The sequence below is a fragment of the Phyllobacterium sp. TAF24 genome, from assembly GCF_052113785.1.
Taxonomy (GTDB): domain Bacteria; phylum Pseudomonadota; class Alphaproteobacteria; order Rhizobiales; family Rhizobiaceae; genus Phyllobacterium.
Genome location: NZ_JBFRDN010000035.1, coordinates 30,986 through 53,519, shown reverse-complemented (window position 1 = coordinate 53,519; position 22,534 = coordinate 30,986). Strand labels below are relative to the sequence as shown.

General features: G+C 57.1%; 15 protein-coding genes. 9 read left to right on the top strand and 6 right to left on the bottom strand.

Going from position 1 to position 22,534, the window contains the following annotated elements; all coding sequences use genetic code 11:
* Window positions 1-450 precede the first annotated feature (450 nt).
* Window positions 451-2,265, top strand: a complete 1,815-nt coding sequence (locus AB4Y96_RS22720; protein WP_441920083.1) for an ABC transporter ATP-binding protein — start codon at window positions 451-453, stop codon at window positions 2,263-2,265.
* Window positions 2,266-2,576: 311 nt separating this feature from the next.
* Window positions 2,577-3,950, top strand: coding sequence for a glutamate--tRNA ligase (gene gltX / locus AB4Y96_RS22715; RefSeq protein ID WP_441920081.1), 1,374 nt, complete (start codon window positions 2,577-2,579; stop codon window positions 3,948-3,950).
* Here gltX and AB4Y96_RS22710 read toward each other — a convergent pair.
* Together AB4Y96_RS22710 and AB4Y96_RS22705 are read right to left on the bottom strand one after the other, a co-directional pair.
* Complete coding sequence (locus tag AB4Y96_RS22710; protein WP_441920080.1) at window positions 3,868-4,971, bottom strand: DUF2865 domain-containing protein; 1,104 nt, start codon at window positions 4,969-4,971, stop codon at window positions 3,868-3,870. The genes gltX and AB4Y96_RS22710 overlap by 83 nt on opposite strands.
* Window positions 4,972-5,066: 95 nt before the next feature.
* Window positions 5,067-7,364: an NADP-dependent malic enzyme gene (locus tag AB4Y96_RS22705; protein WP_091877614.1), complete on the bottom strand. Its 2,298-nt coding sequence runs from the start codon at window positions 7,362-7,364 to the stop codon at window positions 5,067-5,069.
* A 228-nt stretch (window positions 7,365-7,592) separates the two neighbouring features.
* Here AB4Y96_RS22705 and AB4Y96_RS22700 point away from each other — a divergent pair, with 228 nt between their 5' ends.
* Window positions 7,593-8,414, top strand: coding sequence for a UDP-2,3-diacylglucosamine diphosphatase (locus tag AB4Y96_RS22700; protein WP_091877612.1), 822 nt, complete (start codon window positions 7,593-7,595; stop codon window positions 8,412-8,414).
* Window positions 8,415-8,441: 27 nt separating this feature from the next.
* The gene (locus AB4Y96_RS22695; RefSeq protein ID WP_441920078.1) at window positions 8,442-9,500 is read left to right on the top strand and encodes a glycosyltransferase family 4 protein; all 1,059 of its coding nucleotides are present in this window, start codon (window positions 8,442-8,444) and stop codon (window positions 9,498-9,500) included.
* On the opposite strand, the gene AB4Y96_RS22690 is transcribed toward AB4Y96_RS22695, so the two are convergent.
* Window positions 9,457-10,278, bottom strand: a complete 822-nt coding sequence (locus tag AB4Y96_RS22690) for an RDD family protein (RefSeq protein ID WP_441920076.1) — start codon at window positions 10,276-10,278, stop codon at window positions 9,457-9,459. The genes AB4Y96_RS22695 and AB4Y96_RS22690 overlap by 44 nt on opposite strands.
* Window positions 10,279-10,552: 274 nt before the next feature.
* Here AB4Y96_RS22690 and AB4Y96_RS22685 point away from each other — a divergent pair, with 274 nt between their 5' ends.
* A complete protein-coding gene (locus tag AB4Y96_RS22685; protein ID WP_441920074.1) occupies window positions 10,553-11,764 on the top strand; it encodes an MFS transporter in 1,212 nt (403 codons plus the stop codon).
* Here the strand turns inward: AB4Y96_RS22685 and dgcA are convergent.
* Window positions 11,761-12,744 (bottom strand): N-acetyl-D-Glu racemase DgcA, encoded by a 984-nt coding sequence (gene dgcA / locus AB4Y96_RS22680; protein ID WP_441920085.1) that lies wholly within the window; start codon window positions 12,742-12,744, stop codon window positions 11,761-11,763. The two genes, AB4Y96_RS22685 and dgcA, sit on opposite strands and share 4 nt — an antisense overlap.
* Window positions 12,745-12,911: 167 nt before the next feature.
* Between dgcA and AB4Y96_RS22675 the strand changes: the two genes are divergently transcribed.
* The 3 genes from AB4Y96_RS22675 to AB4Y96_RS22665 all read left to right on the top strand — a co-directional run bounded on the left by AB4Y96_RS22675 (window position 12,912) and on the right by AB4Y96_RS22665 (window position 15,441).
* Entirely contained in the window at window positions 12,912-13,775 is an 864-nt protein-coding gene (locus AB4Y96_RS22675) for an ABC transporter ATP-binding protein (protein ID WP_441920072.1), read from the top strand.
* 12 nt (window positions 13,776-13,787) lie between these two features.
* The gene (locus tag AB4Y96_RS22670; protein WP_091877605.1) at window positions 13,788-14,780 is read left to right on the top strand and encodes an MlaD family protein; all 993 of its coding nucleotides are present in this window, start codon (window positions 13,788-13,790) and stop codon (window positions 14,778-14,780) included.
* A gap of 103 nt (window positions 14,781-14,883) precedes the next feature.
* Window positions 14,884-15,441: an ABC-type transport auxiliary lipoprotein family protein gene (locus tag AB4Y96_RS22665; protein ID WP_091878431.1), complete on the top strand. Its 558-nt coding sequence runs from the start codon at window positions 14,884-14,886 to the stop codon at window positions 15,439-15,441.
* A gap of 3 nt (window positions 15,442-15,444) precedes the next feature.
* Here AB4Y96_RS22665 and AB4Y96_RS22660 read toward each other — a convergent pair whose 3' ends face one another.
* Window positions 15,445-15,870, bottom strand: coding sequence for a rhodanese-like domain-containing protein (locus AB4Y96_RS22660; RefSeq protein WP_441920070.1), 426 nt, complete (start codon window positions 15,868-15,870; stop codon window positions 15,445-15,447).
* 86 nt (window positions 15,871-15,956) lie between these two features.
* Here AB4Y96_RS22660 and ftrA point away from each other — a divergent pair, with 86 nt between their 5' ends.
* On the top strand, window positions 15,957-16,949 hold the full coding sequence (gene ftrA, locus AB4Y96_RS22655; RefSeq protein ID WP_441920069.1) for a transcriptional regulator FtrA: 993 nt from the start codon (window positions 15,957-15,959) through the stop codon (window positions 16,947-16,949).
* Between the two features lie 223 nt (window positions 16,950-17,172).
* On the opposite strand, the gene AB4Y96_RS22650 is transcribed toward ftrA, so the two are convergent.
* Window positions 17,173-22,314, bottom strand: a complete 5,142-nt coding sequence (locus AB4Y96_RS22650; RefSeq protein ID WP_441920067.1) for a kinesin — start codon at window positions 22,312-22,314, stop codon at window positions 17,173-17,175.
* Between the last annotated feature and the right edge of the window lie 220 nt (window positions 22,315-22,534).

Below are 22,534 nucleotides of genomic sequence, written 5' to 3'. Positions count from 1 at the left end.
CCACCCATCTCCCTCATGGTGAGCCTGTCGAACCACGAACCAATAGTATTGCAGCCCAATTTTACCGAAAAACACACCACCAAAGTCTAGTGTTGCAATCGCGCCGCACCCGTTCTCCAAAAACGCTTGCACAAAAAACAGGCGCTTGGCGATCGGACACGATTCACCTATAGCTCGACGTTCCGGCAATCATGCCCGGGAGGTTTAGAATGGCAGCTTTTTCAATGTCCCCTCGGGGCGGCGTCCGTTCCTGACATGTGATGATGAAAAGCCCTGATGGCTTTTCAATTGACTTCACCGGTCAAGAACTATCATCGCCGACCTTGGCCTTTCCTGTATTCAGGCAAGTCGCCAAACCAAATATGCCGTATTGAGTCCCTGATACCGTTACGCGGCATTCTCGTCTGAAATTTATTATGAGGCCGGTGTGTTTTGCACCGGACGATTGTCATGGCATTTTTACGTATAGCCTTGCGCGGCGGAGCTTTCCGCAGCGTTCTCGGATTCACTTGGGTTCACTGGCAAAAACAGCCGGTGCGCGTGGCCCTTATTCTTGGTGCAGTGTTGATTTCGACGCTGGCCGACGTGTTGACACCGCTCTATTCCGGGCGGCTGGTTGACGCGGTGGTCAATGGCGCGGCAACGGAAACCGTTGTCTGGGATGCCGCAATGGCGGCGTTCTCGACCCTCATTGCCTTGTCACTGGGGGCGATCATCCTGCGGCACATCACCTTCATGGCGATCGTTCAGCTGACGTTGAAAATGATGTCGGAAATCGCATCGGACGCGTTTTTCCGCGTTCAGCGGTTCTCGACGGACTGGCACGCCAACAGCTTTGCCGGTTCGACCGTGCGCAAGATCACGCGTGGCATGTGGGCGCTTGATCTGCTCAACGATACGCTGCTTCTGGCGCTGTTTCCGTCTGTCGTCATGCTTGTCGGCTCGACTGTGCTGATGGCCTGGTACTGGCCCATGATGGGCGTCATTATCGGTCTGGGCTCGCTTGTTTTCGTCGGTGTCACGGTCATGATGTCGCTTGGCTATGTCGCGCCGATGGCAAGCCTTGCCAATCGCTGGGACACAAAGCTTGGCGGTTCGTTGGCTGATGCGGTCAGCTGCAACATGGTGGTGAAGGGCTTCGGTGCGGAAAAGCGCGAGGATGCACGGTTGCTGAAAGTCTTGTCGAAGTGGCAGGACCGGACACGGCGGACGTGGATTCGCGGCACGCGCAACGGCACCACACAGGGCTCGATGCTGCTCATTCTGCGGGCGGCGGTTATCGGCTTTGCCCTGTGGCTGTGGTCGAAGGGGCAGGCCAGTGCGGGTGATATTACCTTCGTGCTGACATCGTTCTTCATCCTGCAGGGCTACCTGCGCGAAGTCGGTATGCACATCCGCAATTTGCAGCGTTCGATCAACGACATGGAAGAGCTGGTTGACATCCAGAGTCAGCCGCTTGGCATTGATGACCGGTCCGACGCAAAGCCGATCCAAATCACCAATGGTAAGATCGTCTTCGACAATGTGACGTTCCACTACGGGGCACATCGGGCACCGCTTTATGACCGGTTCTCGGTAACGATCCGGGCAGGCGAGCGGGTTGGTCTTGTCGGCCATTCCGGCTCGGGCAAGACGACGTTCGTCAAGCTGATCCAGCGTCTGCACGACGTGAAGGCAGGGCAAATCCTGATCGACGGTCAGGACATTGCTTCTGTCACACAGGCATCCCTGCGCCAGCAGATTGCCATCGTGCAGCAGGAGCCGATCCTGTTCCACCGGACGCTGGCCGAGAACATCGCCTATGCGCGGCCATCAGCCACACAAAGCGAGATCGAGGAAGCGGCTCGGCAGGCCAGTGCGCATGACTTCATTATGGCTTTGCCAAAGGGGTATGGCACATTGGTGGGCGAACGCGGTGTCAAACTCTCCGGTGGTGAACGCCAGCGTGTGGCCATTGCCCGGGCTTTCCTTGCGGATGCTCCGGTTCTGATTCTGGACGAGGCAACGTCGAGCCTTGATTCCGAATCGGAAGTGCTGATCCAGCAAGCCATGGAACGGCTGATGCTGGGCCGGACGACATTGGTGATTGCTCACCGACTGTCCACGGTGCGGGCGCTCGACCGGCTGCTGGTGTTCAGCCACGGCCAGATCGCGGAAGAGGGCAACCATGAAGCGCTGATCCGCCTGAATGGCGGCATCTACCGCAGCCTGTTCGAACGGCAGGCTCTGGAGTTGACCAAGGGCCTTGTTCTGGCGGATGACTGATAGAGTGGTTTCTCCTCGCCGGGTTTTAACTCGGCGGGRAGGTTGTAAAAGATGTGTGGTGCGTGGTTCGTGGTTCGTGGTTCGACAAGCTCACCATGAGGGAGAGGGGTGATGAAAGGGAGCCAAGTTCTGCAAGCTTTGTGATCTGCGATCTTTGCGATTATCGTTGCATCCACCCAAGCCCCTCATGGTGAGCTTGTCGAACCACGAACCATGAACCACCACCCAAGAACCACACACGATAGTCCCGCAACGACCCCATTCAATTTGAACATATTGATCTTCACGCCTCGTTCCGATATGCCCGAGGCATGACCATTACCGTCCGTTTTGCACCATCTCCGACCGGCTATATTCACATTGGCAACACGCGCACAGCCCTGTTCAACTGGCTGTTTGCGTTGAAGAACAATGGCCAATTGATCCTGCGTTTTGACGATACCGACGTGGAGCGTTCAAAGACTGAATATGCCGAAGCTACAGCTGCTGACATTGCATGGCTGGGTATCAAGCCTGTTCGGGTCGAGTACCAGTCAAAACGCTTTGCCTTTTACGATGCTGCCGTCGAGAAGATGAAGGCGTCGGGCGTGCTTTACCCCTGCTACGAGACAGCGGAAGAGCTGGAACGCAAGCGCAAGCTGCGCCTCGCACGCCGTTTGCCACCTGTCTATGGCCGAGATGCGCTGAAGCTGACGGCGGAAGACCGGGCGAAGCTGGAAGCGGAAGGGCATCGCCCGCACTGGCGTTTTCTCCTGCCGAACTTCAAAAGCGATCCGTTTGCGCCTGAGCGTACCATTGTCGAATGGGACGACATTGTGCGCGGGCCTGAGCATGTTGATCTCTCATCGCTTTCCGATCCGGTGCTGATCCGTGAGGATGGCACCTATCTCTATACGCTGACCTCGGTTGTCGATGATATCGACATGGGTATCACGCACATCATTCGCGGCGATGATCATGTCACCAATAGCGGTGTGCAAATCTCGATTTTCGAAGCGCTGGGCGCGAAGGCGCCAGAACTTGGCCATCACAATCTGCTGACCACCGTTTCGGGCGAGGGGCTTTCCAAGCGAACTGGCGCTTTGTCCGTTGGCAGTCTGCGCCGCGATGGATACGAGCCAATGGCTGTCGTTAGCCTTGCCGTTTTGACCGGCACTTCCGAAAATGTGGTGGCGATGCCCGATATGGCAGCGCTTGCCGCAATATTCGATCCGAAAGCCACGTCGAAATCATCCTCGAAATTTGATCCGGCGGAACTTGATACGCTCAACCGCACGATCATCCATGCGATGCCATTTGAAGTCGCAAAGGACCGTCTGCAGGAGATGGGTATCACCGGCGATAAGGCTGAAGCTTTCTGGCTGGCGGTGCGCGGCAACCTTACCCGTGTTGCCGATGCGGCACTCTGGTGGAAGATCGTTCAGGAAGGCCCTGTTGGTGACGAGCCTCTGGCCGCAGAGGATCGCGACTTTGTTGTTGCCGCGTTCGATCTCCTGCCACAGGAGCCGTGGAGCCGCGAGACCTGGAAAGAGTGGACCGAAGCCGTGAAGGCGCAGAGTGGGCGCAAGGGCAAGCCTTTGTTCATGCCGCTGCGTATTGCCCTTACTGGGCTGGCTTCTGGCCCGGAACTCGCAGATTTATTGCCCCTTCTTGGTCGGGAAGGAACGTTGGCCCGACGACCCTGACTTTGCGGTTGGGGTCAATTGGCTTGTCCGGCGTCAGTGGTTTTGGCTGTTCCGCTTCGACTTTCGGTACCGCCGGTTCTCCAAGCTGAATAATTGATGACGGCTTTTTCTCTGTTGCCACCGGTGCCGGAGCTGGTTCGACCTTGGTTTCAATTGGCTTGACCGGTTGCGCAGGTTCAACTTTTGTCCGTACCGGCGCTGCAGGCTTGGTTGGCTCGGTTGTATTGCCCGCAGGCGGCAGCGGTTCAGCCGTCACAGGGGCGACGGGCTTGATTGGTTCGGCTGGCGCGAGGGTTCCTGCCGGTTGAGTAGGCTCGCCGGGTTGTGCAGGTTCAGCCGTTGGCGCTGTCAGCACTTGCGGCGCCGGTTTGGCCGGTTGCTTGGCAATGTCCTTCGGATTTCCCAAGGTGGTGTAGTTTCCCGCTGTTCGCTGGCAGGTGCATTGCGGGGTGCCGTTCGCGCCGACTTTGCGGAATTTGAAAGCGTAAGGCATATCCGTATAGGCCTGCCCCTGCAGGGAGGTCATCTGGTCGACAGTTTCGCCGCGTGTTGAGTGATAGAACAGTTTTGCACCGGGGCACTGCGCCTGACATTGTGCTTCGTCGCGACCAAAGTTTTCGGCACCGGTCGCATAGGAAATGGGGAAATAGTAGCCGTCACAGGTGCGCACGCACAGTGTCTGGTACTGTCCGCCATAAACGGGTGCGTTGCTTTCCTCAGGCTCGGACTGTTCCGGTTGTTCATTGCCGAGGATTTCGTAAGGCCGCCGCCGCGGTTCCTGTTCGTGTGGCCGGATAACGCGGTCATAGTCTTCGGATGATGGGCAATTATTGGCATCCATTGCTGCTTCCACCCGGTCGCGGCGCAGGCTCACCTCATATTCATCGCTAACAAAATCATTGTTGATTTCACGCAGCCGCTGCTCCATGCGGGCGCAAGCGTCCGATTGAGCCGCCGCAAACTGCGGCGTCAGCAGAAGTGCGCCTATGGCCAACGCCGCAAATTGTATGAACCGTTTCATATGGTGCCCAAGCCCTGCAAGATCATGCGCAGCCAAACTGGCTGATTGCGCATGAACCATCCATGAACGTGCGGCAGCAATAAGACGGCAGCGCGCTATTCGACGCGCTGCGAAGCCTCAACCACCGCCAGAGCCGTCATGTTGACGATACCGCGCGATGTCACCGATGGCGTCAGGATATGCGCCGGTTTGGCCGCACCAAGCAGAATTGGCCCGACATGCAGCGCATCCGTGACTGACTTCACCACGTTGAGCGTAATGTTGGCCGCATCGAGATTGGGGAAAACCAAAAGATTGGCTTCACCGCTCAGGCGGGAATGCGGCAGAACACGCTCGCGCAGCATTTCCGACAAAGCGGAGTCGCCATGCATTTCGCCGTCCTGTTCCAGATCCGGCGCCTTTGCCCGCAGGATTTCCGAGGCGGCGCGCATCTTGGCGGCACTGTCGGAATCGCGCGAGCCAAAATTGGAGTGCGAGAGCAGGGCGGCCTTAGGCTCGATGCCGAAACGGCGGATTTCATTGGCGGCAAGCACTGTCTTTTCCGCAATCTCTTCCGCCGTCGGATCGATGCTGACATAGGTGTCTGTCAGGAACAGAATGCCGCGCTGGGAGATCAGCAGGCTGAGGGCCGAGAAATTGCGGATACCCTCCAGCTTGCCGATGATCTGGTCAACATTACGCAAATGACGTTCGAAACGACCTTCGAGGCCGCAGATCATCGCATCAGCCTCGCCGCGAACAAGGGCGAGTGCCGCAATCACCGTACCGCTGGCGCGGACCATGGTACGGGCAACTTCCGGTGTCGTACCGCGGCGACCGGTCAGGTTAACCAGCAAATCCACATAATCGCGATAGCGCGGATCGTCTTCCGGATTGATGATGTCGAAATCGGTGCCGAGCTTGATTTTGAGACCATAGCGCTTCAGGCGCGTTTCGATAACCTGCGGGCGGCCGATCAATGTCGGGATTGCCGTGCCTTCTTCAAGCACCACCTGAGCGGCGCGCAGAACGCGTTCGTCTTCACCATCCGCATAGATAACCCGCTTCTTCTCGGCTGTGCGTGCTGCGGTGAAGATCGGCTTCATGATGAGGCCGGAGCGGAAGACAAAGCGGTTCAGCTTGTCGAGATAGGCGTCGAAATCCTCGATGGGACGATCAGCGACGCCGGTTTCCATGGCGGCTTTGGCCACAGCCGGAGCGATACGCAGGATCAGGCGCGGGTCGAACGGCGAGGGAATGAGATAGTTGGGTCCGAAGGTCGGCGTTTCGCCTGAGTAGGCACGTGCGGCGACATCAGATGGCTCTTCGCGAGCCAGCGAAGCGATGGCCTTGACAGCCGCCATCTTCATTTCTTCGTTGATCGCCCGCGCACCGCAATCAAGCGCGCCGCGGAAAATATAGGGGAAGCACAGAACGTTGTTGACCTGGTTGGGGAAATCAGACCGTCCGGTGCAGATCATCGCGTCAGGGCGGGCGGCGCGCGCCTCATCGGGCATGATCTCAGGATTGGGATTGGCTAGCGCCATGATCAGCGGGTTCGCCGCCATCTGCTTGAGCAGTTCGGGCTTTAGAACTCCGGCAGCTGATAGGCCGAGGAACACGTCGGCACCGCCAATGACATCGGCCAGCACACGTGCATCGGTCTTCTGGGCGTAGACGGACTTCCAGCGGTCCATCAATGTGTTGCGGCCATCATAGACCACGCCGTCAAGATCGCAGACCCAGATGTTCTTGCGGTCAGCACCGAGCTTGACGAGAAGATTGAGGCAGGCAAGCGCTGCGGCACCCGCGCCTGATGCAACGATCTTGACCTTCGATAAGTCTTTGCCTGCCAGTTCCATGCCGTTGAGAATGGCCGCAGCGACGATGATGGCTGTGCCGTGCTGGTCATCATGGAAGACGGGGATATTCATCTTGGCACGGAGGATTTCCTCCACATCAAAGCATTCCGGCGCCTTGATGTCTTCGAGGTTGATGCCGCCGAAGGTGGGTTCGAGCGCGGCAACGACGTCAACGATCTTGTTGATTTCCTGCGCATCGATTTCGATATCGAATACGTCAATATCGGCGAACTTCTTGAACAGAACAGCCTTGCCTTCCATGACGGGCTTGGAAGCGAGCGGGCCAATATTACCGAGGCCAAGAACCGCAGTGCCGTTGGATATAACCGCTACGAGGTTGGCGCGGCTGGTATAGTCGGCTGCTGTCGCCGGGTCGGCGTGAATGGCAAGGCAAGGTGCAGCGACACCGGGGGAATAGGCAAGGGCAAGGTCGCGCTGATTTCCAAGCGGCTTGGTCGCCTGGATTTCCAACTTACCCGGCTGGGGAAAGCGATGGTAAAACAGGGCGCTTTCGTCAAGGTCAGATAGGTCGGGCGTGGTATCCTTGGCCATAGATCATATCCTCCGGAAAATTGGCTTGTCGCATCTTGGGATTTGCGATTCAATCTTTTTAGCATGCATAAATGACATGAAGAGCCATAAATGAAGTGCATTTTGTTACAAGTGTTTATCTTTAGAAATCATATACTTTTTACCTACGTCATAAGACTGTGACATGAATCAGGTTTCTGTCAGACCAAAGGTACCCTCGTGTACCGGTGCTGAACGGAGATCAGCCTCATGGATGAGCCAGAGACACGTAAGTTTCGCACGCTCTTTTTGTCCGATGTGCATCTTGGTTCCAAAGGCGCCAAGGCGAACTTCCTGTTGGACTTTCTGAAGTACCACGATGCCGACACCATCTATCTCGTCGGTGATATTGTTGATGGATGGCGTCTGCGCCGCAGCTGGCACTGGCCGCAAGAGCACAATGATATCGTGCAGAAGCTTTTGCGCAAGAGCCGCAAGGGCGCACGTATCCTTTACATTGCCGGTAACCACGACGAGTTTCTGCGCGACTTTCAGGGTACGCATTTCGGCGGCATCGAGGTTATGGACCGCACGATGCACGAAACGGCCGATGGCCGCAAATTTCTGGTGATCCATGGCGATCAGTTCGACGTTGTTGTGCGCAATGCGCGCCATATCGCCTATCTCGGCGACTGGGCCTATGACGCGGCACTGGCGATCAACACTGTCATGAACAAGGTCCGGCGCATGCTTGGCCTGCGCTATTGGTCATTCTCCGCCTGGGCAAAGTTCCGGGTGAAGAAGGCCGTCAACTTCATCGGCTCGTTCCAGACTGTCGTTTCCGAGGAAGCCCGGCGCATTGGTGCGGATGGGGTTATCTGCGGCCATATCCACCACGCAACGATCGAGCAGATCGACGGCATTGAATATATCAACACGGGCGACTGGGTTGAAAGCTGCACGGCCATTGTTGAACATAATGACGGCAAGATGGAGCTTATCTCCTGGACGCACCTGATTGGCGAGAATGCGGGCTTTGCACCAGTGGTCAAACTTGAAGACAAGCGCCCGAAGGCGGCGAATGCAGCCTAAGTGGATTTCCGCACAGGGATTGATCCAATGAAAAGGCTCGTTATCGTTTCGGACGCCTGGCATCCGCAGGTCAATGGCGTGGTGCGCACCCTGACCAAATTGCGCGAACAGATGGAAGCGCGCGGTGTCGAGGTGACTATTATCTCGCCCGCCGACTACCGCTCTGCACCGTGTCCGACCTATCCGGAAATCCGTTTGGCACTGACCCATCCAGCTGCGGTCAAGGCTCGGATTGAGGCATTACAGCCCGCCTTCGTGCATATCGCCACCGAAGGCCCACTCGGTATCATGGCGCGGCGCGCCTGCCTGAAGAACAAATGGCGCTTCACCACCAGCTTTCACACGCGCTTTCCCGAGTACTTACGTGAGCGCCTGCCTGTTCCGCTTGGCTGGACCTATGGTTTTCTGCGCCGCTTCCACAATGCCGCCGAAACCTGTCTCGTTCCGACGCAATCGATCTATGATGAACTGACCGAGCGCGGTTTCGATACTTTGCGGGTGTGGACACGCGGCGTTGATCGCGACCTGTTCCGCCCGCAAGCGGATGTTGATCTCGGCCTCGCGCATCCGATCTTTCTCTGCGTGGGCCGCGTTGCACCGGAAAAGAACCTTGAAGCGTTCCTTTCGCTCGATCTGCCGGGAACCAAGCTCATTGTCGGCGATGGTCCTGATATGGAAGCGCTGAAACAAAAGTTTCCCGCCGCTGTCTTTGTCGGCAAGAAAGAAGGCGAGGAACTTGCCCGCCACTATGCGGGGGCCGATGTTTTTGTCTTTCCGAGCCGCACCGATACGTTCGGTCTGGTGCTGCTTGAAGCCATTGCCTGCGGGCTTCCGGTTGCCGCCTATCCGGTTGCCGGACCAAAGGACGTGATCGGCGCAACAGGTGCCGGGGTTCTGTCAACCGATCTGCAGGAGGCAGCGCTTGGCGCGCTTGCCATGGGCCGCGTCGATCCTGATACCACGCTGGAAGGTTTCAGCTGGGAAGCATGCGCCGACATTTTTGAGGAAATCCTCACGGCAATTGTCGGCGCCAAGCAACAGATCAGCCACCAGGCGACGGCAACGCGGGCGGTATCTGCGCGCTAGGGTCTTCAGGCCCCGTCCGGATCACTGCTGTTCCAGCCAAGCGGTCATAGATGGGGTCGCGTTTCTGGGAAACTGAGATAGTGATCCAGATAAGCCATGCGATGCTGATGGCGGCCGCAATAACCAAGGGAAGGATCAATCCTGAAGCGCTGGGATCGGATCGCGTGCTTTCGGCATAAACGAGCCCCCAGACGACCAAAGCCGGTATGAAACCAATCCACATGGCCAAGTTCCGTATAAGGGCCTTACGGAAGGGCAGACCCGTCTGAGAAACATTATCCCTATCGATGCACCGTATTTTTACGGCGCGCTTTCCATAGGTGGAGCCGGTACGATGTTCCATGAAAACAAGATAGGCCAACAATAACAAGTTAGCCGGAATGTCCGTTGAAAATGCAGACCGAGCCTGACCCTCTGGCGAGAGTGAATAAGTCAACTCGAAGATCGTTGACGCCGATCCGTCCTGGGTGCGTTTGCCTGCCGTCAACGTTCGGGCCATGTTAAAACCAAGCACGCCAACATTGCATTGCTTGAATGTATTGAAACCAGCGGATAGCGGCGGATCAAGGATCATGCCTTCCGGCAAAACAGGCACGTCCTGACAAACATTGGTCGTAAATCCGAAGGTTCCCTGAACCGCGCCATTGGTTTGCGCGTAGAGCACGATAACCAGTATTTGTAGTGGCAGGAAGACGATTGCGCTGTCGAAGAATAATGCCCAGACGCGCCGCCAGAAACCGGCCCGTCTCGTTTGAGTATCTTCATGCATATCGGTCATTTGTGATCTTGCCCCCGCTTGATCGAATTGATTTGATCCTGACGGGCTCACGCAAGAAATACAATTCGACCAAAGTATATAATTGTGCATCAACCCCATTTGTCAGTCGTTGATGGCAATGCGCTTGAGATGGAGACTAAAATCAGCCCTGCAATGGTTTGATCACAAGAAAAACCCCTTATGTTTCTAGGCAGTTGGGGCAAATCATGATATTTGGGGAGACGGCTAGTTGATATATTAGTGCGCCGTTCCTCGATCTTCCGAAAGTCCCTCCATGACAGCCGCTACAGCGGACACTTTTCAGGACAATCCGTCTCGTTTCGAGGTGCGGCTTGCACTGGCTTATTTTGCGATATTCATCTCAAGCGGTCTGCATCTGCCATATTTTCCGCTGTGGCTGGAGTTTCGCTCGCTATCGCCGACGGAAATATCAATCGTTCTGTCCATGCCATTGTTTGTGCGCGTTATCGCAGCGCCGCTCGTTTCCATTCTCGCCGATCAGTCGAATGACCGGGCGCATATTCTGACGATTGCCACCATTCTTGCTGTGATCGTGGCGGCGTTTTACTTTCTGCCATTCAATTTTTTCGGCATTCTTATGGTGTCGCTGCTGCTCGCCGCGCCATGGACGGCACAGGTGCCGCTGGCTGATACGATTGCGCTCTCAGGCGTGCGCCGCTATGGCGCTGATTTTGCCAAGATGCGCGTCTGGGGATCGATTGCCTTTCTGCTGGCGTCTTTTGCTGGCGGTGTCCTGATCCAGCACACGGGTGAATGGATCATCCCGACGGTTCTGCTCGGCGCGCTGGTTGCGGCGTGCGGCATGAGTTTTGTCGTACCACGTATCGGCAAGCCGCGCCGCCTGTCGCCACTGTCGGATATCGACATGGCCAATGCGGGCAGGGCACTGCGCCGTCCTGCTTTCGTGACCTTCCTGATTGCCACGGGGATAACGCAGGCAAGCCATGCCTATGGTTACAGCTTTTCAGCCATCTACTGGAAATCCATCGGCATTGAAGAGACGGTGATCGGCGCGCTCTGGTCCATCGCTGTTGTGGCCGAAGTGATCATGTTCACCTGCTTTCGCCGGGTTTTCGGGCGGTTGCACCCGGCAAGAGTGCTGATGATCGGCTCAGCGGTCGCAATATTCCGCTGGACGGTGTTTCCGCTGATCGTACCGGCTGGCCTTGGCGTCATCGGCTTTTTCGTCGTTCAGAGCCTGCATTCCTTCTCGTTTGCCCTGTCATTCCTCGGCATGCAGAAGATGATCGCCATGACTATTCCCGAGGAGAAGGGCGGTACGGCTCAAGGCATCTCGACATTCTTCATCGGCACGTCGCTGGCCATTGTCACCATGGTTTCCGGGCCGCTTTACAGCGCGACCGGCATATATGGGTTCTATGCCATGGTGGTGCTTGCGGCTGTCGGGCTTGTGCTCGCCAATGTTTCCCTGAAGCTGGAACAGCGCGAGCACAAGGTGGTTTAGCCCCAGAGTTGCGGCTCTGGCGGTGATACGAGGCTGCCTTCAAAGACAAGGCCGGGACTGCGGTCTTCTTTCAGAATCAGCGGACCGTCAAGGTCAACAAAGTCCGCATCCTGTGCCACCAGAACAGCCGGTGCCATTGCCAGCGATGTGCCGACCATGCAGCCAACCATGATACCGAAGCCAAGGTCACGCGCGCGTTTCTGCATGCGCAGCGCCTCGGTGAGGCCGCCTGTCTTGTCGAGCTTGATGTTGATGCTGTCATAGCGGCCAAGCAGATTATGCAGATCATCCGTGCCATGGGCGCTTTCGTCGGCGCAAATGGGCACAGGGTGGGGGATGGTCGAAAGGATGGCGTCCTTTCCCGCTGGCAGAGGCTGCTCGATCAGCACAATTCCGGCTTTTGCCGCCGCCAGCATGTGCCTGACAATATTCGCGTCGGTCCAGCCTTCATTGGCGTCAAGAATGATGCGGCTCTTGGGCGCAGCTTCGGCAACTGCGAAAATACGCTCTTCATCGCCCTCGCCGCCAACCTTGACCTTGATCACAGGGCGGTCAGCCATGGCGCGGGCGGATGCAGCCATGGTTGCTGCATCGCCGAAGGAAACGGTGACAGCTGTTGTAAGTGTTTTGAGGGGTGGAAGGTTTAAAAGGTCAGCGACCCGCTTGCCGCTGCGTTTGGCCTCCAGATCCCACAAGGCACAGTCGACAGCATTGCGGGCAGCGCCTTCGCCGATCAAACCAGGCAAATCCTCCCGCGTTGCGCCTGCGGCGAGAGCGTCACGCAGCTTTTCGATTTCAGCGCAAACGGTTTCGAGGCTTTCGCCATAGCGTGCATAGGGCACGCATTCGCCGCGGCCGGTATGGATGCCATCGCGCAATGTGCAAAGCACAACGGCTGCTTCGGTCTTGGAACCCCRTGAGATCGTGAACGTTCCAGCAATGGGCCAACGTTCGACGGTTATCTCTAAAATAGTCATGATATGCGCCTTAATTGCTACAGTGACATCAAGTCAGAGACTCGATATGTGTTGGGGATGTTGACCGATAGAGCAAACAATTCAAGTGCTTCTGTGGTTATGGTACGTCTTGTCGATCTCAACGCGGATGATGATCGCAGGCGAATGAAGTTCAGGGACGTCCGAAGCGAATGAATTCGACAGATACCGGCCAGAACAACGACCAGAAAACCGGCGATGTGCTCCTTTCCGTCAAGGATGTGAGCGTGTCTTTCGGCCGCTCCTCCGTGCTTGAACACCTCGATCTTGATGTCTATCGCGGCGAGATTCTGGGATTTGTCGGAGCATCCGGTACGGGCAAGTCAGTCCTTATGCGGACCATCCTTGGTCTCAATCAGAAACAGCACGGCAAGATCAGCATTTTTGGCCACGATATCGACCATGCGAGCGATCAGGAAAAACTTAGTGTGGACATGCGCATGGGCGTGCTGTTTCAGCATGGTGCGCTGTTTTCGTCCCTGACCGTTCTGGAGAATATTCAGGTGCCGATGCGCGAATATCTCGATATTCCGCATAGTCTTATGGACGAACTGGCGCGTCTCAAGATCGATCTTGTCGGGCTGAAGCCGGATACGGCAGAGAAATTTCCCTCGGAACTCTCCGGTGGCATGATCAAACGCGCGGCTCTGGCACGCGCCCTGTCGCTTGATCCGGAGATTGTTTTCCTTGACGAGCCGACATCAGGCCTTGATCCTATTGGCGCAGCGGATTTCGATGAACTCATTGCAAATTTGCGCGATACGATGGGTTTGACCGTGTATATGGTCACCCATGATCTCGACAGCCTGTTCGCCGTTTGCGACCGAATCGCGGTATTAGGTCAGAAAAGGGTTCTTGTGGAAGGAACCATTGACGACATGCTGGCGTTTGAGGACCCGTGGGTTCAGGAATATTTTCATGGCAAGCGTGCGCGCCAGATTGTGCCTAATGGCAGCAACCGGCGAAAGCCCGATCGTGAGCAAATTGCCGGACTGGCGCTGAAGGGACAGGGTTAGGTGGAATAATCGATGGAGACCAAAGCCAACTACGTTCTGGTCGGGATATTTACGCTTGCGGTGTGCTTTGCTGCGTTCATTTTCGTGTACTGGATTGCCCGTTATGGCGACCGGCAAGAGATGACGACGCTGGAAATCCGCATTGCGGGTTCCGTGACGGGTCTCTCCCAAGGCAGCCAGATTCTGTTCAACGGTATCAAGGTCGGCACCATCCGCCGGTTGAATATCGACAAGACCAATCCTGATGCGGTTATTGCGATATCTGAAATTGACAGCACCACGCCGATCACCCGTTCGACCCAGGCAACTCTCGGCTTTACCGGTCTGACCGGTCAGGCCTTTGTGGAGCTCAAGGGCGGCAAGGCCTATGAGCCCAATCTGCTTGAAGAAGCGGATAAGGATGGCGCTGTTGCGCGTATCGACGCCGATCCATCCGTGGTGAACAACCTTTTGCAGAAGGCGCAGGATATTCTGGAGCGCGTCAATACGGCCATGAGTTCGATTGAGAGCTTCATTACTGAGGTGAAGGGGCCGCTGGTTGATACGGTCAATAATACCAAGAAGTTCACCGATGCGCTGGCCAAGAACTCCGATGTGATCGACAAGTTCAGCCAGAGCGCCGAAGATGTGCAGTCTGTGGTGCGCGAAGCCCGCGAAATGATGACACGGCTTAATGCGGCATCGGTTCGGGTGGATGGTGTGCTGGCAAAGGTCGACAGGCTGGTCTCCGACGATAAGGGCAGCGTTGTTGCCGAAGCACGTCAGACGCTGGAATCCTATCGCGCCGTTGCCGACAATCTGAACACGAAGCTCGGGCCTATCACCGACAATCTCAACCGCTTCTCCGGTCAGGGTTTGCGTGATGTGCAGGCACTCGTCACCGAGAGCCGTCAGTCGGTACAGCGTATTGAACGGGCGATCAGCGACCTTGAGAAGAACCCGCAGCGGGTGATTTTCGGGGGCGGCGGCAATGTCCCTGAGTATGATGGCAGGACACGCCGTTGACTTTGGCAAAACTGCATCGCATGAAGGTTAATGAATCGTGAAGCGTTGCGTGACAGGGAAGAGACCATTGGTGAATTCAAGAACGACAATTGCCGCTCTGCTGATGGCCTTGTCCGTTTCCGCATGCGCGGGAGCCAAGAAGCTTGATACATTTGATCTTTCCAGCCCGTCCCTGTCAGACAGTGCATCCAGAAAGCATGGCAGCCGCCAGATTCTGATCGCTGCTCCGTCTGCTCTCAAGGCGCTTGATGGCGAGAATGTCGTTGTCCGCTCCGGGCCCAATGCGATTTCGTTCCTCAAGGGCGCGCAATGGTCGGATCGCCTGCCGAATATTGTGCAGACACGGCTGGTGCAGGCATTTGAAAGCTCTGGCCGTTTTGGCGGTGTGGGGCGTCCCGGCGAGGGGCTGGCAATCGATTATCAGGTTATCAGCAATATTCGCACGTTCGATATCGATGCCTCGGGCAAGGAAACCGCCGTCGTCGAGATCGCCATCAAGATTCTCAACGACAAGAACGGCACGGTTCGCGCAACGCGCGTGTTCCGCTCAACTTCACCAGTGAGTGGCGGGCAGGGCAACGCGGCCTATATCAAGGCGCTCGATAGTGCGTTTGACAGCGCCGCAAGCGATATCGTCACCTGGACGCTGTCTGTTATTTAAGGTCTACGCGACTTTTTTGAGCGCGCCAGCTTCCGGACCAGTGGCGAAGGGTAGTTCTTCATCAGCCCAGCCGGTTATGCCGCCGATCATGATCTTTACCGGACGGCCAAGTTTCGCCAGCTTTAACGCGGCTTGATCCGCGCCATTGCAATGCGGCCCGGCGCAATAGGCGATAAACAGCGTATCATCAGGCCATTTAGCCATGCGCTCGGCCGATATTTCCCGGTGCGGCAGGTGAATGGCACCTGGTACGTGACGGCGTTCATAGGCTGCGGGTGTACCCACCACATGCAGAAGCACAAAATCCTGTTCACCTGTTTTGAAAGCAGCGGCGACATCCGCGCAATCGGTTTCTAGCGAAAGAAGCCGGGAAAAATGCTCGATGGCGATCTGTGCAGAGGCGGCTGGCGTTTCCGTGACATAGCTCATGGGGGCTCTCCTGTTTTGACGTCAAATCAATAGGACAGGCAACTGGGCACTGGTAGTTGGCAAGATTGCCATATATCGTCGATATCATGTCAAACGCATCTGCTACCGCTCGCCTTGAAAATCCGCTGGTTGTTGCCGTCGCCTATGATGGGCTCTGCACATTCGAATTTGGCCTTGTCGTGGAAATGTTCGGGCTGCCACGCCCGGAGATGGGCGACGATTGGTACAGGTTTGCCGTCGCCAGCATTGAGGTGGGCGAGCTGCGCGCAACTGGCGGTGTTCGCATCATCGCCGATGGCGGGCTTGATCTTTTTGAGCAGGCCGGAACCATTATCATGCCCGGCTGGCGCGGCGTCGAGCATTCGGTGCCTGAGCCGTTGTCGGAGGCACTGAGAAAGGCACATGCTAATGGCGCACGCATTCTTTCCATTTGCTCCGGTGTGTTTGTGCTGGCGTCAGCGGGGCTTTTGTCCGGGCGCAAGGCAACGACGCATTGGCGCTATGCCGACCTTCTGGCTGAACGTTATCCCGATATCGCGGTTGAACCAAATGTCCTTTATGTGGATGAAGGCAGTGTTCTGACCTCGGCCGGCAGTGCGGCAGGGATTGATCTCTGCTTACATTTGATCCGGCGCGATTTCGGCACAGAAGCCGCCAACAAGGTGGCGCGCCGTCTTGTCGTGGCACCGCACCGCGAGGGCGGGCAGGCACAATTTGTCGAACGCGCTGTGCCGCCTGCTCATGAGGGCATTCGTCTGTCCCCGCTGCTGGAGCGAATGCGCAATGAACTTACGACAGATTTTTCCATCGCGTCATTGGCCAAGGCGGCGGGTATGAGCCCGCGCACATTCCTGCGCCGTTTCGAGGCGGCGACAGGCACGACACCAGCCAAATGGCTGTTGTCAGAACGTTTGGCCAAGGCGAGGGAACTGCTGGAGCAGTCCGTGCTTTCGGTGGAGATGATTGCTGAGTCTACCGGTTTTGGCACTGCCGCCACTCTCAGGCACCACTTTCGCCAACAGTTGGCTACGACACCAACTGCTTACCGGGAGATGTTTGGGCGGCAGATGGCTGATTGAGGGTTGGGTTTGATAAGTGGTTTGTGAGTGGTTCGACAGGCTCACCATGAGGGAGAGGGGTGATGAAAGGGAGTCAAGTTCTGCAACATTGGTGATCTGCAACGTTGACGATTATCGTTGCATCCACCCTCTCCCTCATGGTGAGCCTGTCGAACCACAAACCACACCCCCAATGAAAAACGCGGCTCAAAGGCCGCGTTTTTCAGTTCAGAGCGTTCTCAGATCAGCGCAGGCGGTTACTCGCATGCGCAAGCATGGTGTAGACCTTGCCTGTATCCGATGTGAGGTAATTCTGCGTGACGACATTGTCGCGATCGTTACGGGCGACGTCTTCGAGCAGGCGCTCGAAATCGTCCATATAACGGTCAACCGCACGGCGGAACTCGGCATCAGCCTGATATTTGCGCTTGATCTCGTCAAAGGTCTGCTGGCCCTTCAGCGTGTAGAGACGGCGGGTGAACACATTGCGTTCACCGGCGCGATAACGCTGCCAGAGTTCAACAGAAGCCTCATGATCGATCGCACGGGTGATGTCGACTGAAAGTGAGTTCAGCGATTCAACCACCTGACCGGGTGAGCGGGCTTCGGGCGCCTTTGCCTTGGGTTCAGCCGGTGCTTCGTCGCTTGAAGCGCGGCGGAGCAGGTCAGACACCCAGCCATTGCCCTGCTTTGGCTGTTCGGCATTGCCGCGGGCATCGAGACTGCCACGCATGGCCGGTGCCGGTGCAGCCTGAGCAGGAGCTGCTGCGCGAGGAGCGGCGACAGGTTCACTGCGCGGCTGCGGAGCCGGAGCGGCTGCCGCTGCCACGCGGGCAGGTGCTGGTGCGCGGGCTGCCCGTGCTTCGCCAACATCTGTCAGACGTCCGGATTTCTGAACGATTTCCGACAGTTCCTTCAAGGCGTTGATCTGCTCGGAAACCGCCTTGCGCATCTGTGCGGTGGACTGCTTGGCTTCTTCAGGCATGTCCATAACACCGCGCTGCAGTTCCGAACGGGTCTCTTCAAGTTCCGCGCGGATGGCAGCTGAGGAGCGGCGGATTTCATCCGTCGCATTGGCGAACTTCTGCGATGCCTGTTCGACAACTTCCGAGATCGAATTGCGGATCTGTTCGGTTGTCTGAGTGGCACGGCCTTCTGCGCGGTCGAAAGCGGAGGAGACGAGGGATTCGAACGACCGCATGGTCTTTTCGACGCTCTCGGATTTCTCCACAAGACCTGCTGCCAGATTTTGCAAGGCAACCTGACGGTCATCAAAGGTCGATGCGAGGTTCGACTGGGACGAGTTGATCAGTTCGGAGGCGGCACCCAGCATCTTGCCGTGTTCGTCAAAACGCTTGGCGATGGAGGCAATGTCCACAAGTGTCACGTTGGACAGCTGCGAGAGCTTGCCGATATTGCCATCGATGAGGCGTGTCGAGGTCTCGAAGGACTCGGCAGCACGCGTTGCGTTCTCGGCAAAGGTTGTTGTCGTGTCGAGCAGACGTCCGTCAATGTCACCGAGGTTCTTGGTGGCCATATCGATCAGTTCGCCCAGCTTCGCATTGGAAGAGGAAAGGCGGTCGATCAGGTTGCTCACGTCATCGGTGAGGCCTGCCTTGGCCTGCTGAACGGCGGTGATGGTTTCCGCAGTCCGGCTGGCAATGGCATTGATCAGGGCCGCATTTTCCACACGCAGGCGTTCCGTGGCTGCTGTGGTGGCTTCAACAAGCTGTGAAGCCAGTGTGCGGCCATTATCAGCAAGGCTCTCAACCAGCGGCTGTGCCGTGTTGTCGAGAATGCTGATGATTTCCTGCGAGCGGGCAGAAAGCACTTCGTTGAGTTCGCGCGTGCTTTCGGCAAGCTTCGATGCTGTGGAATCCGTGGCGGCCGTGAAGCGGGCTTCCAGAGCTTCCAGATTAGCGGCAGCTTCGGTTGCACGATGACCAAGACGCTTTTCGGTTTCGGCAAGGCTTTCGTTCATGCGCAGGCTGAATGCCTCGCCATGACCGTCAAGCGCTTCACCGGCCTTCTGTGCTTCACCTGTAAGAGTGGAAGCGGCTTCGGTGATCTTTTCGCGCAGGGTGCGGGCAACAACCGAGGCGCTCTGTTCAAGCGACTTGCGGACATTGTCGACACCCATGGCGAGCGCGCTCTGCATGGTTGTGGTGCGTTCGTCGATGGTGCCGCCATGGTTTTCAAAGGCCTTGGCGAGTACATCAGCGCTGTCCTGCAGAACGGCCTGCAAGGCAACAGTGCGATCGGTGATCGCCCCTGCCTGACCGTCGAGGGTCTGGCTGATGATCGCATTGCCCTGTTCCATGGCTGCGCGAATATTGCTGATACGGTCATCCAATACGCTGGCATGGCTGTTCAGCGTATCGCCAATACGGGCATCCGTGTCGGCAAGGGTCGCTGCAATCACCGCTGCACGCTCATCAATCGTGTTGATATGTGCCGCAAGCGTGTCGCTGATACCGGTATTGCTATCGGCAATCGTTGCCTGAATTGCTGCCGCGCGCTCGTCGAGCGTGTTGACATGCGATGCGAGCGTATTGCCGATCTTGGCGTTGCTGTTGGCAAGCGCTGCCGTGACGGCCGCTGCCCGTTCGTCAATCGCACCAACATGCGTAGCAAGTGTATCGCCAATCTGGGCACTGCTGTCATTGAGGGTTGCCCGCAGTGCTGCTGCGCGTTCATCAATGGCGGTAACGTGCGAGGTGAGCACGCTGCCGATCTGCGCATTGCTGCTGTCGAGGACAGAACGGATACCCGCTGTGCGTTCATCGATAACCGAGGCATGACCGGCAAGGGTCTGGCCGATTTGCGCGTGGGTGTTTTCAAGCGCTGCCTGAATGGCTGCCGTGCGCTCATCCAATGCCGAGGCATGGGAGGAAAGCGTATTGCCGATGCGTGTATCGCTATTGGCAAGCGCCTGTTCGATACCCGCTGTGCGGTCCTCAATGGCACTGGCATGGGATGCCAGAACATTGCTGATGCGCTCATCGCTGCCGGTCAATGCGCTTTCGATGCGGCTTGTACGGCCATCAACGGATTCGATGAAGCCGTTGAGCGTGCCATCAATGCGCGCACCGCTGTTGAGCAGGGTTGACTGTATTTCCGCATTGCGGGCGTCGATGGCCTGCGTGTGGGCAGCCAGTGTTTCGTCAAGCTTGGCATCGCTGCCAGCCAGAGCCAGCTGGATGTCCTGATTGCGCTCATCAAGGCTCTTGGCGTGATGGTCAAGAGTCTGGGCAATCTTGGCGTGCGTGTCGACAAAGGCGGCGCGCATACCGGATGTGCGATCATCGATGATCTTGGCATGGGCGTCGAGCGTCTGGCCGATGCGGGCATCGCCAGCCAGGATCGCTGCTTCAACACCTGCACTGCGGGCATCAATGCTGCGGGCATGCTCATCGAGCGTCTGGCGGATCTTTTCGTCCGTATCGGAGAATGCTGCATGCATGCCCGATGTGCGGTCTTCGATTGCCTTGGCGTGGGAATCAAGCGTTGCACCGATGCGGGCATCATTATCCGCAAGGGCAGAGCGCAGGCCAGCCGCACGGTCATCAATTGACGCCGTATGGCCATCAATGATCTGGCCGATGGCCGCCGTGCTGGTTTCGAGAGCGGAACGCAGGCTCGATGTATGATCGCCGAGCTGTCCGGCCTGATCGCGGATGATCGAGGCGGCACGTTCTGTTTCGCCCGACAGGGTTGCGGCGAGGGCATCGCGGCTTTCGGCCAGTTTGTCAGCAAAGGTCGAGGCATTGGCTGACAACAGGCTTCCAACCGATTCCGACAGGCTCGACAGATCATTGCCGATCTTGGCCTTTGTCTCATCGACAATACCGTCAATCGAAGCGCGGCCATCGGTGAAGGTCTTGGCGATGTCGCGGGTACGCTCGATCAGTTGCTCGTTGATCTGGCGCGCGCGGGCCTCGAGAGCCGAATTCAGGCGCTCGGTGCTTGCATCCAGCGACTGGGCGCGGGTTTCGAACTCTGCCAGCAGGGAGCGGCCACGGTCGTTGATCGTGGTGTCCAATCCGGCAAGGCGTGTATCAAATTCACCGACCAGCGTCTGGGTGGCGTTGCCGAGCAGCGAGAGCATGCTGTTGGTGCGGCCATCCAGTGTATCTGCCAGTTTCATCGTGACCGAGTCGGTCTGTTCGGAGAGAGCCGCAATGCGCATTTCCAGAAGATTTGCAAAGGCTTCGCCCGAAGTGGTGATCTTGGCTGAGATGTCGTCGGAACGTGAACCGATGGACTCGGCAATCGTGTGACCACTCTGGGTCAGACGATCAATAAGCGAGTCGCCCGACTGGCTGATCGACATGGTGAGGTTGGTCGAAGCATTAAGCAGATTGTCGCGCAGCGAATCGCCAGCGAGGGACAATTCATCCTTCAACTGCTCATGCGCGCTCGAAATTGAGGCACGAACCCGTTCGGCATGGCCGATCACTGATTCGCGTTCACCACCGAGGCGGTCAACAAGCGTACGGATGCGGTGTTCATTGTCCGTATAGACGCGTTCCAGCTGGTTTACTTCGGTCTGTACAAGCGTTTCCAGCTCGACGGCGCGGGCGAGAGTGCGTTCAACACCTTCGCTCATGGCGGCGACTTCACGGCGAACGGCTTGGCCCAGCGAGGCCACGCGGTCGGAAGAGAGCATTTCCGGCTCGGAGAGACGCATTGCAGCTTCGGCCATGGAACGTGCAGCGTATTGCATTTCCTGTGCGCGGCGGACCATCAGGGCAAAGGCCCAGAACAGCATGATCGGAACGATAATCGCGACCGCAAGCGCAATGGCGTGCGGCGCGGCAGCAAAATCGGCGAAGGAGCGAATCGACCATAGGGACGAGCCGTAAATGGCCTGACCGAGTGCGATAACCCCGGCAGCCCAAAGAATGCTGACGATAGCCGTAACGAGACCATAGGAGCGCGGCGCCTGAAGCGAACCTGTTGCGCGGATGGCTGATTGGGTGTTTTGCAGCAAATCATCATTTGCCGGCTTGAAGGTCTGCGGCGGCACAGCCGGTGCCTTTGGCGGCGCGGGCGGGGCGGCGGGAATCGGGTTGGCAGCCATGATCTGCGGCTTGGGGGCAGGCAGCGGAATCGTGTTCTGCGCGGCAAGGGTTTCCTTGATTTCCACGGGTTTCGCAGGTTCAGGCACCACCGGTGGCGTGTGTTTTTCCGCTGCCAGTTCCTGTGCGGCCTGGGATATCTGCGCTTCCAGATCGTTAAAAGAGATCAGATCGTCGTCGATCGGCGAAAGATCCATATCCATGCCGAGTGTCGACTCATCGAAATCAATTTCTAGAGCCTTTTCAAGAGCTTCACCGAGTTCATCTTCGGCTTTCGCTACTTTGTTCTTCGGGGCTGTGGCCATGTTTACCTCGCAATATTGGGCAGCGACCACATGTGGAGTCGACCGCGCCATACTCTTTACGCCTTAAGTCTATCGTACTGGCACATGGATTGGAAAGAAACAATGGATTCGGGAAATGCTTAAAAGTTTAAACACAAGGTTAATTTTTGAGGGCCAATCCAAATTTTGCCCGAATGCCTGAATTAACCGTTCGTTCACCACGTCAGGCCAATTCGGGGGG

What these genes read in the sequence shown, in the direction of transcription:
- gltX (WP_441920081.1), top strand. Translation starts at nt 2,577, where the DNA reads ATGACCATTACCGTCCGTTTTGCACCATCTCCGACCGGCTATATTCAC.
- AB4Y96_RS22710 (WP_441920080.1), bottom strand. Translation starts at nt 4,971, where the DNA reads ATGAAACGGTTCATACAATTTGCGGCGTTGGCCATAGGCGCACTTCTG.
- ftrA (WP_441920069.1), top strand. Translation starts at nt 15,957, where the DNA reads ATGTCAAACGCATCTGCTACCGCTCGCCTTGAAAATCCGCTGGTTGTT.
- AB4Y96_RS22670 (WP_091877605.1), top strand. Translation starts at nt 13,788, where the DNA reads ATGGAGACCAAAGCCAACTACGTTCTGGTCGGGATATTTACGCTTGCG.
- AB4Y96_RS22695 (WP_441920078.1), top strand. Translation starts at nt 8,442, where the DNA reads ATGAAAAGGCTCGTTATCGTTTCGGACGCCTGGCATCCGCAGGTCAAT.
- AB4Y96_RS22660 (WP_441920070.1), bottom strand. Translation starts at nt 15,870, where the DNA reads ATGAGCTATGTCACGGAAACGCCAGCCGCCTCTGCACAGATCGCCATC.
- AB4Y96_RS22705 (WP_091877614.1), bottom strand. Translation starts at nt 7,364, where the DNA reads ATGGCCAAGGATACCACGCCCGACCTATCTGACCTTGACGAAAGCGCC.
- AB4Y96_RS22685 (WP_441920074.1), top strand. Translation starts at nt 10,553, where the DNA reads ATGACAGCCGCTACAGCGGACACTTTTCAGGACAATCCGTCTCGTTTC.
- AB4Y96_RS22700 (WP_091877612.1), top strand. Translation starts at nt 7,593, where the DNA reads ATGGATGAGCCAGAGACACGTAAGTTTCGCACGCTCTTTTTGTCCGAT.
- AB4Y96_RS22675 (WP_441920072.1), top strand. Translation starts at nt 12,912, where the DNA reads ATGAATTCGACAGATACCGGCCAGAACAACGACCAGAAAACCGGCGAT.
- AB4Y96_RS22665 (WP_091878431.1), top strand. Translation starts at nt 14,884, where the DNA reads ATGGCCTTGTCCGTTTCCGCATGCGCGGGAGCCAAGAAGCTTGATACA.
- AB4Y96_RS22720 (WP_441920083.1), top strand. Translation starts at nt 451, where the DNA reads ATGGCATTTTTACGTATAGCCTTGCGCGGCGGAGCTTTCCGCAGCGTT.
- AB4Y96_RS22690 (WP_441920076.1), bottom strand. Translation starts at nt 10,278, where the DNA reads ATGACCGATATGCATGAAGATACTCAAACGAGACGGGCCGGTTTCTGG.
- AB4Y96_RS22650 (WP_441920067.1), bottom strand. Translation starts at nt 22,314, where the DNA reads ATGGCCACAGCCCCGAAGAACAAAGTAGCGAAAGCCGAAGATGAACTC.